General features: G+C 50.4%; 12 protein-coding genes. 2 read left to right on the plus strand and 10 right to left on the minus strand.

The features are described from left to right. Positions 1–241 precede the first annotated feature (241 nt). Positions 242–517, minus strand: a complete 276-nt coding sequence (locus tag GRF59_RS08675; RefSeq protein WP_160497182.1) for a hypothetical protein — start codon at positions 515–517, stop codon at positions 242–244. A gap of 4 nt (positions 518–521) precedes the next feature. Between GRF59_RS08675 and GRF59_RS08680 the strand changes: the two genes are divergently transcribed. Then, the gene (locus GRF59_RS08680; protein WP_160498199.1) at positions 522–1,427 is read left to right on the plus strand and encodes a cation diffusion facilitator family transporter; all 906 of its coding nucleotides are present in this window, start codon (positions 522–524) and stop codon (positions 1,425–1,427) included. A 74-nt stretch (positions 1,428–1,501) separates the two neighbouring features. Then, positions 1,502–2,074 (plus strand): hypothetical protein, encoded by a 573-nt coding sequence (locus GRF59_RS08685; protein WP_160497183.1) that lies wholly within the window; start codon positions 1,502–1,504, stop codon positions 2,072–2,074. A 51-nt stretch (positions 2,075–2,125) separates the two neighbouring features. On the opposite strand, the gene GRF59_RS08690 is transcribed toward GRF59_RS08685, so the two are convergent. From GRF59_RS08690 to GRF59_RS08730, 9 genes are all read right to left on the minus strand, one after another. Beyond that, positions 2,126–3,883 carry a glycoside hydrolase family 35 protein gene (locus tag GRF59_RS08690; RefSeq protein ID WP_160497184.1) on the minus strand — a complete coding sequence of 586 codons (1,758 nt, stop codon included), beginning with the start codon at positions 3,881–3,883 and terminating at the stop codon, positions 2,126–2,128. A gap of 128 nt (positions 3,884–4,011) precedes the next feature. Beyond that, a complete protein-coding gene (locus GRF59_RS08695; protein ID WP_160497185.1) occupies positions 4,012–4,902 on the minus strand; it encodes a carbohydrate ABC transporter permease in 891 nt (296 codons plus the stop codon). Between the two features lies 1 nt (position 4,903). Then, positions 4,904–5,788 carry a carbohydrate ABC transporter permease gene (locus GRF59_RS08700; protein WP_160497186.1) on the minus strand — a complete coding sequence of 295 codons (885 nt, stop codon included), beginning with the start codon at positions 5,786–5,788 and terminating at the stop codon, positions 4,904–4,906. 125 nt (positions 5,789–5,913) lie between these two features. Further along, the gene (locus GRF59_RS08705) at positions 5,914–7,308 is read right to left on the minus strand and encodes a carbohydrate ABC transporter substrate-binding protein (protein ID WP_160497187.1); all 1,395 of its coding nucleotides are present in this window, start codon (positions 7,306–7,308) and stop codon (positions 5,914–5,916) included. 163 nt (positions 7,309–7,471) lie between these two features. Then, positions 7,472–9,058, minus strand: a complete 1,587-nt coding sequence (locus GRF59_RS08710; RefSeq protein WP_160497188.1) for a response regulator transcription factor — start codon at positions 9,056–9,058, stop codon at positions 7,472–7,474. Further along, positions 9,051–10,877, minus strand: coding sequence for a sensor histidine kinase (locus GRF59_RS08715; protein WP_160497189.1), 1,827 nt, complete (start codon positions 10,875–10,877; stop codon positions 9,051–9,053). Before GRF59_RS08715 ends, GRF59_RS08710 begins: the two co-directional genes overlap by 8 nt. A 237-nt stretch (positions 10,878–11,114) precedes the next feature. Further along, positions 11,115–13,919 (minus strand): alpha-mannosidase, encoded by a 2,805-nt coding sequence (locus GRF59_RS08720; RefSeq protein ID WP_160497190.1) that lies wholly within the window; start codon positions 13,917–13,919, stop codon positions 11,115–11,117. A 122-nt stretch (positions 13,920–14,041) separates the two neighbouring features. Continuing rightward, a complete protein-coding gene (locus GRF59_RS08725) occupies positions 14,042–14,995 on the minus strand; it encodes a carbohydrate ABC transporter permease (RefSeq protein WP_160497191.1) in 954 nt (317 codons plus the stop codon). Between the two features lie 17 nt (positions 14,996–15,012). Continuing rightward, positions 15,013–15,906, minus strand: a complete 894-nt coding sequence (locus tag GRF59_RS08730) for a carbohydrate ABC transporter permease (RefSeq protein ID WP_160497192.1) — start codon at positions 15,904–15,906, stop codon at positions 15,013–15,015.

The raw sequence follows: 15,906 nt of genomic DNA on the forward strand, positions 1-15,906 counted from the left end.
TCTTCAATTTAGAGCGCTTTTTTTGCCTTTGTTTCAAACATCATGGAGTACATCCGTACAACGTTAGCTGTTCAGAACAAACGAAGGCAGGCGTTAGATGTTATAATTAGGAAAATATTAGAAGCCGAGAGGGGATGCACTTATGGATTTCCGCAATCCGCCAGGACAATACGACCCGGATGTACACCAAAAACGCCATGAAGAAGAACTGGAAAAGAGATTATCCGGCTCTTTTAGGGGTTTACTCTGGAATACAGTTAATTTGCTTATTGCTGTTGGAGCGATCGTCTTGATCATCTTCCTGATTAAGCTCTTTTGATTCAGACATGTACTTTTTTGCCGGCCTACTTCTTCCTTCAGCCATTTCCTTTTCGATGGTTTGAAATAAGTCATAACCTGCTTGTCCTTCCAACTTTGATGCATATAATTTATTCATATGTTGAATACTTTGTACTTGAGGATTCAATCCATCTTTTGTTAAATCAATCTCGAAAATACATATAAACCATCGAATCAAGGAGATTATCGAAGTGGCGAATAAATCCATTTTTGCAGTATGGATCAGTCTGATCAGCAATGTCCTGTTGACGATATTAAAAATTGTTACCGGTCTTATTTTCAATAGTAAGGTTCTCGTGGCAGACGGTATACATAATGCCGGCGACGTTGTTGCGACCATCGCAGCTCTGACCTCTGCCCTGGTTGCCCGAAAACCGGCGGATGAAGACCATCCGTACGGACACGGAAAGGCCGAAGCCATTGCCTCCGGACTTGTCGCCATTATTCTGATCATGGCTGCGCTTCTCATGGTATATAAATCCGTGGAATCCTTCTTTGAGCCGCCAGCCGCAGCCAGCTGGATATCATTGATTGCAGCACTCATCTCGCTGATATGGAAGCAAGCGTTATATTTGTATTGTATTCGCATCGGAAGAGCTGAGAACAGCCGCAGTCTGATCGCGACCGCTTATGACCATATTGCCGATGTGTATGCATCTGCAGCCGCTTTTGTCGGGATCGGCATTTCCCTGATTGGAGACCGATTCCATATCGCATATACGGAATATGGTGATTCCGCTGCAGGTATTATCGTTTCATACCTCGTAATCCGTCTGGGCTTTAAAATGGGCCGGGAAGCAATCGACATTCTGATGGACAAAAACATTACGAATGAACAGCTCGCCGAGCTGAGTTCCATCATCTATTCCGTTCCGAATGTCAAACGGGTGGACAGCATACGGGCGCGTGAGCTTGGGAATGCCATTATTGTCGATGTAAAAGTGAGCGTCCCCAATCAATTGACCGTCAAAGAGGGGCATGATGTGAGCAGAGATGTCAAGAAAACGATCATGCAGCGGATGAAGCTGGTCGCAGACGTCATGGTGCATTTGAACCCTTGGTACGAAGATGGGGAGCAGGAAAACTGAAATGAGAGCCGATGCACGGTTGTTTAAATGATGCGGAACGGGTTAAGTTTTACTGTACAGAGAGGAGGATATCCATGATTAAGAATGTACGCTCCAGAAGTCTTCCCGTTATAGCTTCAACGGTAGCGCTTTGTTTAAGCATCGCCCTATCCGCGTGCGGCACCGGTGATCAAGTTACGGACGCCTCCGGACAAGATGCAAGCAAAGAAACCAACGAACCGGTGACCACGCCCCATGTGGATACGCCGGAACATTCCCAGACTCCGTCGAATGGTGGAAATCCATATGAAGTCGCAGGCATAGACAATCCGGACAAGTTCAAAGAGACCTTCGAGTCTGTACAGAAGGCAGTGTCAGCTGGCAACAAAGAGCAGGTTGCCGGTTATATTCTTTATCCGCTCCGCGTGAACGAAAACGGTAAAAGCAAGAGTTACAAGGATAAATCAGAATTTATCGCGGATTACGATCACATTATGACTGACTCTGTCAAGAAGGCGCTCGCGGATCAGAAGCTGAATACGCTGTTCGTCAATTATCAAGGCGTTATGGTGGGCAATGGAGAAATCTGGTTTGGCGCATCGACGGAAGCAAAGGATACGTACGGAATCATCGCAATAAACAAGGATAATCCCGGGACATCGAAATAAATAAAGGGGCGGTTTCTTAAGGATTGACCATAAGAAACCGCCCTATTTGTATTATCCTAAATCCGGAGCATCCACCAGGCTGATCATCGCCGTGCTTGTCCCGTGAAGCTCAAAGATGACAAGCTCGTTGCTGCCTTCTTGCAGAAGCGGTGCCGGAAGATATAATGTTTGTTGCGGTCCCACTTCCCAATAGCGCCCCAGATTGAACCCGTTCACATACACTACGCCCTTTTTCCAGCCGTCAAGGCGGATAAAGGTATCTGCTTTTTCATTTACCTCAAACGTACCTTTATAGAAAGCCGGAGTCTCTTCTTGTGCAGAAGCTTCGTCTTCACGAAGCGGCGCAAACGAAAGATCAGACAGATCGTTGAGCGGCAACGGACGGATCGTCCAGTCGTACAAGAACTGGTTGCCGAGGCGGATCCCCTCCGTAATTCCCTTCGGATCTCTCATCAGAGGCCCATAATTGACGCGGCCCATATTCTCGACCAGCACGTCCAGCTGCAGCCCTTCGGCCGGAATCTCGAGCGGAATTCCCGCCGGGTTCCATCGTTCCACGGTCCCCACATATTTACCGTCCACAAAGATAAGCGCCCGGTCACGCACGTCCTGCAGCACCAGTTCAAAACCTTTTCTCGGCCCGCTGATGCGAGTGGAGTACAGGATGAAGCCGTAGCTTTGCCCAACCCGCTCCATCGGTTCAGGACATGCGCGGCGGATCGGCTCCGACAGTTTCTCCAAACTGGCGAACAATTCGACCTGTTCAGTCATTTTCACGTCGCCATATGCCTTCTTGCGGATCGGCTCAGGCAAGTCTAGCTCCGGCAGGCCCGTATAGCGCGACAAGATTTCGCGCACGGCATAAAACTTCGGTGTCGGGTCCCCCGCCTCGCTGAGCAGCGTGTCATAATCATAGCTCGTCACGGTCGGCTCATATCGCTGGATATGGTTGGCCCCGTTATAGAAACCGAAGTTGGTTCCTCCATGGAACATGTAGAAGTTAACCGAAGCGCCTTCGCGTAGCATTTCATCCAGCGCTTCCGCCACGTCATCTGCCGGACGCGACTGATGTTCTTCCATCCAGTGATCAAACCAACCATTCCAGAACTCCATGCAAATGAGAGGACCTTCCGGTTGATATTCACGCAGCTTCTCGAAGGCTTCCTTGGCCCGGGAACCGAAATTTACGGTCTCCAGCACGCCATCAACCATACCACCCTGAAGCATATGATCCTCAGGACCGTCTGAGGTGAACAACAGCACATCCATGCCGCGGCTGATCATACCTTCCTTCAGATAGTTCAGATACTGTTTGTCATTGCCGTAGCTTCCGTATTCGTTTTCGATTTGCATGGCGATAATCGGACCGCCGTTTGTGCACAGCAGTGGTTTCAGCCGCGGCAGCAACTCATCGAAATAACGGTCAACCTTTTTCAGGTAATCCTGGTCAAAGCAGCGCAGCCGCATCGAGGAATCTGCAAGCAGCCAAGCAGGAAGACCACCGAATTCCCACTCAGCGCAGATATAAGGACTTGGGCGTACAATGACATGCAGCCCGAGCTCTCCGGCCGTTTCGATAAATCTCTCGATATCGCCGAGTCCTTCGAATACGAACTTCCCTTCCTCCGGTTCGTGAACATTCCAAGCCACATACGTCTCTACCGTATTGAAACCGCAAGCCTTCAATTTCAACAGGCGATCGCGCCAATATTCCGGAACTACGCGGAAGTAATGAATGGAACCGGATAAAATGCGGAGGGGACTCCCTTCGTACACAAAATCGTTTCCTTGAACCTTAAGCTCTGCCATAACGCTTGATCTCTCCCTTTGGGTGTCTTGTTTTGGCCCTTTTCTTGCCATTAGCCCTGTCCGGGCTATTATAAGCCAGAATCAGGGCCAATGGGATAGATTATTTTGACTATTTTGCCTACCAATGCCTAGCCTTTGACACCGCCAAGCATCATGCCTTCGGTAAGCTTCTTCTGCAACAGTACGTAAATAATGACGGTAGGAATCAGGACGATGACTAGTCCAGCGAACAAAGAGCCCCAATCGGTCGCAAATTGCTGCACCTGCATCAGGTTGCTCAGACCGATGGGAATGGTCTTTTTCGCATCGCTGGTCACGAGCGTCATGGCGAGCACGTATTCATTCCAGAAATCGAAGAAACTGAACACGACCATGGTGATAATGCCTGGACGCACCATCGGCATGATAATCCGGAACAATGTCGAGAAGTAACCGCAGCCGTCAATCATGGCCGCTTCTTCGAAATCGGGCGGAATCGACTTCATGAATCCGGTCAGCAGATATACGGAGAAAGACAAGGTTCCCGTCGCATACACGGCGCTCAGCCAAAAACGGTTATCCAGCATATGAAAATCGTTCATCAGAATGAACAACGGGACGATGATGTACACTGCTCCGATAAACAGTCCCGCCATATAGATGTTCGATATCAGCTTTTGCCCGCGGAAACGCATCCGTCCCAGTACATATGCGGTGGGAACGGCCATCAGAATCAGCATAACCATGGATAAAATGACAACCATAACCGAATTCAACATGTAATCGCCGATTTTGGCGGAAGTAAATGCCCTGACATAATTGTCCCAATGGAGCGATTGGGGCAGGCTCCATGGACTTTCCATGACTTCCGCATTGGTTTTGAAGGATGCGAGCACATTCCACAGCAGCGGATATACAACCGCCAACGCCTGGATAATGAGAACAATACGGAGCAGCCAATTTCGGATGATAATCATGGGTTTGACGGATTTATGATCTTTACGGGAAGGAATCGCCGCATTTGCCTGAATCTGTGCCATATCAGTTCGATCCCCTTTCCGTAAGTTTGTTGCTGATCAGCGACAGGATCACGGAGAATGCGAATACGAATACACCGATCGCCATCGCATAACCGAAATTCGAATTCGTGAACGCCTGCTGGTACAAGTAGGTCATGACCACTTCCGAGTGACGGTCCGGTCCGCCGGCCGTCATGATCGTTACTATAACGAAACTGATCGTCAGTACGCCGTTGATGCTGAAAATAATCGTGATCCGAATAATCTCCCACAGCATCGGAATCGTAATATGAATGAACTGCTTGAACGAAGTCGCTCCGTCAATGCTTGCCGCTTCATACAGATCCGGCGAAATGCTGTCGATTCCCGCCATGTATATGACCATGTAATAACCGGCTGCCTGCCAGATCAGCGTGACGGCCAGCGCCCACAGTACGGTCCGGGAATCCCCGAGCCAGGCCATCGCGTAATCCCCAAGGCCAAGCAGTTCCATGCCAGAATTCAAAAAACCGATGGTGGGATGGTAAATGAACGACCAGAGAATCGCGATGACAACAAAGGACAAAATGCTCGGAAAGAAAAACAGTGTGCGGTACAGCCCTTTTTCCTTCAGCTTCGTCCGCGTCAGAATCGAAGCGTTGACGAGGGCAATAAGCAGCGTAAAGATCGGAACAATTATGATCAAAAAGCCGGTATTCCGGAGTGCCAGAAGAAATACGTCGTCATGGAACATGTCCACGAAGTTTTTGAGACCGATGAATTTGGGCTTATCCCCGATCCCCGTCCATAGGAAAAAGGATCTGTAAAATACCTGCATTGCCGGGTACAGCTTAAACAGTATGAACATAACCAGGCCGGGAATAAGACAGGCGGCCATAAAAAAGCGCCGCCGTGCTTTTAAAGTCATTCTCTCCACTTCCTTCACTTTGGTTCTTAAGGCTGTGCAAAACCCGAATCGGCATTAATGCCGAAGGGTTTTGCCAACCTCTTTTTGTCTGCCTTCGAAGTATCCAGTAGGTTAGGGTGTGAGAATTACTCTGCCGAGTCCTTCAATTCCTTGCTGACTTCCGTGTACATTTTGTACATCTTGTCACTGTATTCGTCCAGCGTCATTTGCTTGTTCATCAAGGAGGAGATCGTTTTGTAAACTTCGTCCTTCGGACTGTATCGGCTGCCTTTGGCTACCGTTTTGAAGGCTCCGTTTACAAGCTCCATGCCGTTGTCTACGGCTTTATATACGTTATACGTCGTTTCGGAAATGTAAGGTTTCGCCAGATCCGCTGCATCTTTGACCGCCATTACGGCTTTGGATTTTTCTGCGTTCAGCTTGATGCTCTTGTCGCTGTAGATGTACTTCAGGAATTCTGCGGCAAGCTCGGGATTTTTCGCCTTAGCCGGAATGACAATTTGCTCGATCTGACTCATCGCCTTCACACTGCTGCCCGACTTAAACGAAGGAATGCCTAGGAAGCCGAACTGGAAGCCGTCTTCACGAGGGGCATCCTTCATTTCATCCTCAAACCAGGTTCCGTTAGGAATAAACATCGCCTTGCCTTGCATAAATGAGGTTTGCGCCTGGGTATGGTTCAGAGCGACCGTACCTTTCATCAGGCCGTTATCTTCATTCGCGAACTTCTGGATATTGCCCCATACCTGTTTGAAAACATCGCCCTTCCAGAACTCGGGATCGTAGTCGAAGAATTGATCCAATGCCTTTTGCCCGCCCAAATCGTAAATGGAAGGAATAATGACTTCATCCAAGTATCCTGGATAGAGGCCTTGATATGTAAAGAGCGCTCTGCCGTTGTCCTTGGCGGTGGCGTTCATCGCAAACAGCTCATCCCAGGTTTTTGGCGTCTGGATGTTCTTTTGGTCGAAGAGCGTTTTGTTGTACCACAGGCCAAGCACGCCGAAATTGAAAGGTGCCAGATAGATTTTCCCGTCGCCGTAAGGCGCCATGGAACGGGATTCGAGTACACCCGGAAGCATTTTATCCTTGAGTGCGCCGCTGCCGTCATCGGTATTGAAAATGTCGCTGAGATCCGTTAGCGCTTTATCTTTAATCAGTCCGTCCAGGATCGGAAGGTTATCACCGCCTGCAATGTACATCAAATCCGGCGGGTTGCCCGCTACGATTTTCGGACGAACCAGCTCGGCAATCTTGGGACTGGCGGTAATATTGATTTTGGTGCCAGGATGTTCCTTCATGAATTCGTCCGAAACCTGATCCCAATACTCGCGCCCATATCCGCCCTGGAATACCGCGATATTCAGTTCTCCGTTCGCTACCTTTTTGGAGCCGCCATCGCTTGTGCCTACAGCATCCGTGCCGCCTGAATCTGAGTCGCTGCTGCTGCCGCATCCTGCAAGCAGGGATGCAGTCAATGCGCAAACGCTTACAGCGGATAGAATCTTATTCCATTTCATTTCATGACCTCCTTTATATATGTTGTCATTATACTTCCGCTGAAGGCGCTGCCAAATGGAGAAACCCGATGATTGTCATGGACGATTTTAGGTAATTCCCGAAAGCGTTTACACTCTTAATGGACAATTTTATGATTGTTGCTTAGGATTGTTCAGTTTCGCGTTATTCCTCCTTAGAACCTGTAATTTCTTTCGACTTGACTTGTTTTGGAGGGATCCCGTAATGCTTTTTAAACAACCTGTTAAAGTAAAAAGGATCATGAATACCGACCTCGGCCGCAACCTCTTTGACGAGCATTTGTCCGGAAGACAGCATCTCGTAGGCTTTAACCATCCGAAGCTCGTTCAGAAAAGTCATCATGCTCTTGCCGGTATCCGTCTTGAAAATTTGACATAAGTAAGTCTCTGACAAGCTCACGTGCACAGCCACATCATGTATGGTTACTGCCCGCGGATAGTTCTCCTCCAGATACACCAGCGCCTTGCGAACTTCGGGCCGATTCGCGCGCACGCCGGCTCCGCTTCCAGCAAGCTCTAGGACGTCATGGGCCAGTTCCTCCACGATGATCATCATCTCCGTATCCGTGCCGGCCCCTGTGATGCGTTCGAGCCATAGTGATGGATCAAAGCCGCGCTGCTGTTCCAGCCCCAGCTTGCGGCTCAAAGTCCACATTCCCTCGCAGATCACCCGTTTGACAATACGCGGATAGATCCGTCGCTTTGCCCCTTCCAGGATCATCTGCTGCGCCCGATTCTCCCAGTTCGCAATAAACTCGGACTGCCCCTTAGTGATCCCCTCCAGCCATTCCGTCTCCAAGCGTTGGTATCCGGGATCTTCATCACTTGCGCTCCGGCATGATTCGCAAATAGAGCCCGCTGCCTTGTAGAAGAGCAGGGGCTGGGCCTCCCGGCATAACCGGATTTCCGTCAGCAGCTCCTCTGCTTGAGAAGCCGCATTGCCATAAATGATATTCACCTTCATGCTGTAGTACATCGAAGCCAGGCTGATGATTCGTTCGGCCATTTCCGCCGGTTCGGCAGCCTCAGCCGCTGCCGGGTAGGCTGCCGCGAACAGGAACCTCTGGTCCTCGTCAGCTACAGTACACTGCCAAGTACTTCCCGGGTAGACGTCGCTCCAGAGCTGGCTGAGTGAATGCTCCAGAGAACCCGCCTCTCTCTTTGCTCCTACGGTCTCCGCCTGAATGACGAAGGTGTATACGAAATGATCCTTGGGCCATAGTTCTTCGGCAGCCTCGATACTGAACGCGTCTGCTCCTCCAGCGGGCAAATAAATGGAAGATAATACATCATGAAGACGGTTTGTGGTTCCCGGCTGCTCTGCGGAGACAGGAACTCCGGGACTCCGCTTCTTCGCATCCAGCTTCGTGGCAATTTCCCCCAGTGTCTGCATGAAATTATCGCTCTTCAGCGTCAGTTTCAGCATATAATCATGGGCACCGCATTTCAGCGCCTCACGTACCAGTTCAAAATCATTAAAGTTGCTGAGAACGAGAATCTCCCCGTCAAAGCCGGAATCCAGCAGCTGCTTGATCAACTCAATGCCGTCCATTTCAGGCATTTTGATATCGGTAATGACAATGTCCGCAGGCTGTTCCTGCATTATTCTAAGCGCTGATTTGCCGCTTGCGGCTGAACCGGCGTAGACGAATTGGCTGCCTTCCCAATGAATCAGGGTTTTCACGGCATGACGAACAATCATTTCATCATCGACGATCAATACTTTATACATATCGCTCCATATCCCCCTCGTGTGTATAGACCGGAAGTGTAATCACGGTTTCGGTACCCTCTCCGATAACGCTGGTTGTAACCAGACCGAATGCTGCGCCAAAATGCAGCTTGATCCGCTCATCCACATTGGCAATGCCAAGTCCTGACAGCTTGGAATGGGATTTAGGGTTTGTCTTGACATCATTCATGTCAAAGCCTTTTCCGTTATCGGTAATACGGATGGTGAGCACATGATTCTCGCGGCTGGCTTTTACCCATATGCCAACCCGTTTCTCATCGTCCCCTACACCGTGCAAAATGGAATTCTCCACAATCGGCTGCAAAATAAACTTCGGCACCAGATCGACAGACAGATCCTCGTCCACGTCAGTATGCAGCACGAAGGAATCACCATAGCGGATTTTCTGGATTGTCGCGTAATGGAGCAAATTTTCAATCTCCGTTTGCAGCGGAATAAACTCATCCTTCACCATAATCGTGCTGCGCAGCAGCTCGGACAGGGACTCAATACCGCTGGTGACCGATTCGTTTCCGCCCAGCATGGCACTCCATTTTAGGGAATTTAAAGTATTAAACAAAAAATGCGGATTAATCTGTGCCTGCAGCATCTTCAGCTCCGCGTCGCGTTTGGCCTGCTGCTCTGATTGTACTTGTCCGATCAGCTGCTTCAACTGCTCCACCATTCCGTCGATGGTTTCCGTCAATTTATCCATTTCATCCGGATATGCGTTCCTGGTGCTTGTCGTCGCCTCCAGCCTGCCCATGCGGATCTGCTTGGCATACAGCAGCAGCGAGCGCATCGGGTTGCTGATCGTAAAATAAATCCACATCGAAATCATGCCGGATAAGAGAAGCACAACGAGACAGATGAATACAATGTTCCGCCTCATTTCAGAGAGCTCGGATACGATGAATTTTTGCGGAATCATTCCAACAAAGAACCAATTCGCCGAACGGATATAGGAACTCCCCACGAGGAACTGATGCTTGCCCACATCGGTATGAAAAGCACTGAGCTTCTCTTCCTGGTTAAATTGCTTGTCTATGGTGTCAAACACTTCCTTTTCCGCAAAATGACTCCCCTTCGGGATGTCATCCGAAAGGGATGATATCACCATTCCGCTTGCATCGGAAATATAAATGCTGCTTCCGGCTCCGAGATTGACGAATTTATAAATATTGCGCGAAAACACTTTTTCATCGATGAATATAATCAGATAGCCAAGCTGCTTATTCAGCTTATCCTCCGCATAGATCCTGCGGCTGAGGGCAATCGTATTGGTTCCGCGGCTTGAACGCAAATAAGTCCAGTAAGCGTTTCCAAAGGACTGCTTCGTCTCTTCCAGCATCGATTGGATTGGTTTCGCCGGATACAGTTCGAAGCCGAGATCGAAAAACGACTCTCCGCTGTTGGTCAGGATCATGACGTTACTGATATTGCCGAGCTGGAAAATCTGCTGCCCCATTTCGTCACCAATCTGAGTCTGGAGCTGATTTTTTTCGTAATCGCTCATCTGATTAAATCGGGGAATTCCATTTTGAATTAAATGGTTGATGATAATGTTCTCGCTCAAGGTTTCGTACTGCTCAAGCTCGCGTGTCGCATTCTGGGACAGCTCGTCCAGAATCTGCATGGAGTAAGCACTCATCTTATTCGTAACCGAGGTCTCATATTTCATATTGGAATATACGCTCACGAATACGACCGGCAATAGCGAGGTAATCACGAAGGCAGCCAGCAGCCTGTTTTTGATCGACAACCGCCGGAGAACGAAAGACTTTCTCTTGATCAGGGAATACCATGAATTCTTATGCATCTTAATCACCTTATGCGTTGTGTCGTCTCCCCGGGCCTCAGTGGCCCCGAGTTGTAACTATACAATAACCGCGCTTTACGAAAACAGTCAACGGGGATCGGCGCCTCATCCCTTTGCCCTAAGAAGCGATATGTAAATCCGGAGGCCGTCATTTTTCTTCCGGAAACAGCGAATAACCGCAGCGGAAGCCAGGCTTCCTGCGGCGGTTATTCGGCTGGATATGCAACTTGTAAAAAACTATTCCGGCAAACTCAAGCTGATCGTTTTAATTTCTGCCGGGCGTATCTCCATGGCCTCGAGGCCCGTTATCTCCAGCGGTTCCTCCAAAATGTGACTCTCCCTTGCTTCCTGGAACCTGAAATCCGGATTCACCGTCAAATAACGCGGGCTTGAGGCCGTATTGTACCACCTTGCAATGATGCTGCCGGTCTCACGGGACATTTTCAGCGCAGAGAACATCAGATCTTCCCCTTTCCAGGCCAGGAAGGAATGAACCGCAGGAAGGCTTCCGTCATGAAGGCCCGTCTGCTGTACCGACCAAGGTACCTGAAACTGCATGGCCATGATCATTGAATCTGATTCACTTGTCCGGGTTTGATCCTCCCTTGGTACGGATGGGCCGAATGGGATAATCTCAAGCCGGGTCGTGTGCTTCCCGGGACACTGTGCTCCGGGCGTCGGGAAGTAACCCCAATCCCCCATTTCCCCAACTGATCTGAGAAGGGTGACGGCAATGACAGCCGTATCCTGGTGTAGGATTTCGTACTCCGGCAGGCCCTGGTTGGCAATGGTCAGGCCCTGTTCCCCGTTACCGATCGAGACAAACGCCTGCTGATGATGGCAGTTGCTCGGATTCCGCCATTCCGCAGCCGGTGCATTGTTTCGCTCCGCCGCTTCAAAAATGGAGTCCGCCTTGTGAGTATCGGAGTTTATTCCCGTCTCGAAGAGCATTCGCAGCCGATGATCCTCCGCTTCGTTGAAGAAGGTCGACTCCACCCGCAGCCCCCTTCCGCCACGGTCCAGCGTAATCCGGGTATGAATCTGAAAATCCATGAGCGACGTAGAACGGCTTGTGGTTCTGCCCGTAAACCAAACCAGCTCTTTCTGTTCCTGAACAAGCCTATGATCCGCGGATTTCGGAATGCGCAGGGTATGTATCATCTCAAATGAAGCCTGAAACGGCTCATCCTCTACCAGACGAATCAAAGCCGTGCTATTTCTTGTCGTTATGGGCACATCGCCTTCCGGCTGCCTGTACATATACTCGTTGCCGATGTCGCCGGTATCCTCGTAGATGCACAAATCTCCATAGATGTTCCCCGTCGCTTTATCCTTCAGAGTCAGGGAGCCGTTCGGCTCAATCGTGACCGCCAAATACTCATTTTCCATGCTGCGTTCGCTGGTAACCAGCGAATTCCGACACGTCAACTGCGCAGCCGAATGGCCGGTCCGATCCTTGATCTTCATTCGGCTTTTCTGCTGTTTTCCGAGCATAAGCGCATACGTTTTATGCCCTAATGCAGGCACGCGTTCAGCTTCGAACCGTATCTGAATGCGCCTCGCAAAATACGGTTGGCGGAAGCGGTCATCCGGAAGCTCGTATCCGAATGCGATGCCCTGATCCTCCCAGCTAAAAGGAATTTCCTGTCCCTCCGGGCCCACGAGATGCAGATCTTCCAGCGGCAGCGATTTCAGTGTTTGCTTCATCTCCGAGAAACCCAACCCGCTGCCAAAATGAATCCTCTTCAGCTCCAACTCGGTAGTCACTACGCCTGATCGCAGCCAACCGGTGGTATTAAATACGATAAACGGAACAACACTCGCCGAATCCTGGAATTCATCTCCGTACAGGCTGGTGTCGATCTCTCCGGCGATCACCGTCAAACTCTCTCCTGCTACTGCTTCGGCCACATGCCTGCTTTTCGCAAACCTCGTCACCATTTCTTCATGCACCTCATCTACGCTGCAGCCGCAAATGCTGTCATGCGGATGGTTTTGCATCAGCGTTTTCCAGGCGTATTCCAGCAGATGATGAGGATATGGCGCTTTGCCGGTTAGATGGGCGAATGCGGCAAGCGGCTCGGCTACCTTCTCCAGCATCGTCTGGCCTTGGCTGTTCATCTGCTTCAAATAGATCCGGGAGGAAGCCGTGTTCACCAGCGTAGACCAGCCGTCCGTATGCTGGCTGCGGAGCTCGCCGCGTACCACGGACAGAAAATCCGGTGCGGCGGAAGATACCGCTTCGATATAATCCGTAAAATTGGAATGGATAAACCGATGCTCCGGATACAGGCGCTGTGCCGTCTTGATGGCTTCTGCCACATCCAGCTGCACCGGCTGGTGATCACAGCCGTTCATCATCAGCAAGTGCGGCGTGGATGCATACGCCGCCGCATCCTTCAGCTTCTGTTCCCAGTAGCTCAGCGCTGCCTCCGGTTCCACCGGAATTTCGTTGCCGTTGCTGTACCAGTTCGCAAACAGGATTCCCAGAACACGCGAACCATCGGGCGCTTCCCAGATCATTTCGGAATAAGGAGACTCATAGGCGGCCGTTTCGCTGACTTCATTGTTGAAGCCGGTCGGCTTCACGCCGCGTCCGAACACCGCATTGCCGATGCCTGCCTGCTGCAGCAGCTGCGGTGCCTGCCCCATATTGCCGAAGGAATCGGGGAAATACCCCGTTTGACTCACGCCGCCGTACCGGGCAGCATCCTGATGCCCATACAACAGATTCCGTACATTGGCTTCGCTGCTGGTCAGAAATTCATCCTGCAATATATACCAGGGTCCGATATGTATTCGGCCTTCCCGGACGTACTGCTCAAGCAGCGCCCTGTTTTCCGGACGAATTTGCAAATAGTCCTCCAACATGATCGTTTGCCCGTCCAGATGAAAGCTTTTGAAATCCGGATCTTCCTGCAGCACTTCGAGCAAATGATCCATCAGCTTGATCAGCCGCACATGATGCTTTTCGTAAGGCAGATACCATTCCCGGTCCCAATGCGTATGTGAAATGATATGTACGGTCTTTGATTGTGTCAATATTCTGCACTCCAATCTTACCGGGTATTTTGTCCTGCGCTGCCGGAAGACCCTTCATAGCCTCTTCGATCTCTGCAATCAGGGTCTCTTGCAGCATGGGTAATCGTCCAGAAACTCAGACATTATCCGACGATTCCCGTTCTTTCCACGCTCTCCACAAAGTATCGCTGCACGAACAAGTACAGAATGATTAAAGGTGCCGTCAGCAGCAGCACACCCGTGTTTAGAAGCATGGACTGGTAGACGAGATCCGGTTCCTTGCCGAGCGCCGAGCCCATATCCATCAGCTGCGTGGACAATACTTTGACCTTGCTCAGGAACAACGATACGTAGTAACTGTCATTCCATTGCCACACGAACGAGAATAGCAGCACCGTAACGATGGCCGGGACTGCATTGGGCAGCATGATCCGATAAAAGGTTTTCAACACGCCCGCACCGTCCACGAATGCCGACTCCTCGATCTCTTTCGGTATGCCGCGAAAAAACTGCCTGAAGATATAGATATACAAACCGTTTTTCAGTCCCATTGCGGTAGCCGAAGAGATCAGGAACGGCCAGAAAGTGTCGATGAGGTTCAGACTCGATTTGCCGGTCAGCAGCTTGATGGCGCCGAACAAATCGAAATACCGGTACGTGAGATACAGCGGAATCATAATCGTCTGCGGCGGCACCACAATCGTGAAGATGACTAATCCGAACAGCAGGCCGCTGCCCTTAAACTTCAGCCTCGCAAATGCATAAGCGGCAAGGGCGCACGAGGCGAGCTGGATGATCGTCGTTCCGGCCGAGATCAGAAAGGTATTTAGGAGCGCCGAAAAATAATGAGTGGCTTCCATCGCGATTTTGATGTTGTCCAGCGTGAAGTGCCGGGGAATCCACAGCACCGTCGGATCATAAATATCGACCTTGCTGCGGAATGCTACGGACAGGCGCAGAAACAGCGGGAATAATATGATGAAGCAGAATCCCGCGATCAGGACGGTGCGCACGAGAATCCACAGCCATAGTTTGGATTTTTCCAGCGGGTTGAAGCGGTACTGGATGATATCCGCGTATGCGGCAGGCGATTTCATAGCCTTTTCCTCCTCTATCAGTCGTAGTAGAATACCTTCCTGGAAATGATGGCCGTTGAAATGCCCAAGATCGCGGTCACGACTGCAAAATATACCCAGGACATCGCCGCGCTTTGGCCAAACTCGAACGATTTGAATGCTGTCTCGGAAATCAGGGAGTTGATCGAATTACGGCTGAAGGAATCGATGATCGAATAAACTACATTCGTTAAGATCAGCGGCGTCATCATCGGAAAGGTGACTTTCCAGAAGATCTCGTAGCCCGTCGCTCCTTCAATCCGGGAAGCCTCATACAGAGCAGGCGATATCGACTGCAGACCGGCCAGGAAAATCAGGATCTGCACGCCCGAGGAGCTGATGATCTCATAAATCCGGTCAACCGCTCCCGTAATGTAGTCGACGAATACCGGCGCTAGGCCCGACTCGGTCAGCATTTTCTTCAGCTCGAAGCTTTGCAGCAGCCCGCCGCTGCCTTCGCTACCGCCGGACATGGTCGAACCGCCGACAAAGCTGCTGATATCCAAATTCGCGATCGCGGCTGATGCCAGAATCACCGGCAGGAAAAAGATGGCCCTCGCGAGCGCCCGGCCCCGGAATTTCTGGTTCAGCAGTACCGCCGCAAACAAACTGAATATAATAATGATCGGCACGTTCACTACCATGCCCGTAACCGACTCCGTCAGCTTACGCGGATAATCCGGATTGGTCGTAAACAGATTGCTGTAGTTGGACCAGCCTTTATAATCGACGGCAAAACCGCCTTCAACCAGGTGAATCGAACTTAAGCTGAAACGAAACGACTGGATGAGCGGCAGCAGGAACAGGATGACGAGTCCCAAAATCAGCGGCGTGACGAACAGAACGCCGTACCATTGCTTTTTCTGGGACAAAGTGAGTGGTTTTCTGAACAT

This window comes from Paenibacillus dendrobii, assembly GCF_009807035.1.
Taxonomy (GTDB): domain Bacteria; phylum Bacillota; class Bacilli; order Paenibacillales; family Paenibacillaceae; genus Paenibacillus_AQ; species Paenibacillus_AQ dendrobii.

Excerpts from the sequence above, each read along its gene's own strand:
- GRF59_RS08685 (WP_160497183.1), top strand. The coding sequence starts at position 1,502 with ATGATTAAGAATGTACGCTCCAGAAGTCTTCCCGTTATAGCTTCAACG.
- GRF59_RS08690 (WP_160497184.1), bottom strand. The coding sequence starts at position 3,883 with ATGGCAGAGCTTAAGGTTCAAGGAAACGATTTTGTGTACGAAGGGAGT.
- GRF59_RS08695 (WP_160497185.1), bottom strand. The coding sequence starts at position 4,902 with ATGGCACAGATTCAGGCAAATGCGGCGATTCCTTCCCGTAAAGATCAT.
- GRF59_RS08700 (WP_160497186.1), bottom strand. The coding sequence starts at position 5,788 with ATGACTTTAAAAGCACGGCGGCGCTTTTTTATGGCCGCCTGTCTTATT.
- GRF59_RS08705 (WP_160497187.1), bottom strand. The coding sequence starts at position 7,308 with ATGAAATGGAATAAGATTCTATCCGCTGTAAGCGTTTGCGCATTGACT.
- GRF59_RS08710 (WP_160497188.1), bottom strand. The coding sequence starts at position 9,058 with ATGTATAAAGTATTGATCGTCGATGATGAAATGATTGTTCGTCATGCC.
- GRF59_RS08715 (WP_160497189.1), bottom strand. The coding sequence starts at position 10,877 with ATGCATAAGAATTCATGGTATTCCCTGATCAAGAGAAAGTCTTTCGTT.
- GRF59_RS08725 (WP_160497191.1), bottom strand. The coding sequence starts at position 14,995 with ATGAAATCGCCTGCCGCATACGCGGATATCATCCAGTACCGCTTCAAC.
- GRF59_RS08730 (WP_160497192.1), bottom strand. The coding sequence starts at position 15,906 with ATGTTCAGAAAACCACTCACTTTGTCCCAGAAAAAGCAATGGTACGGC.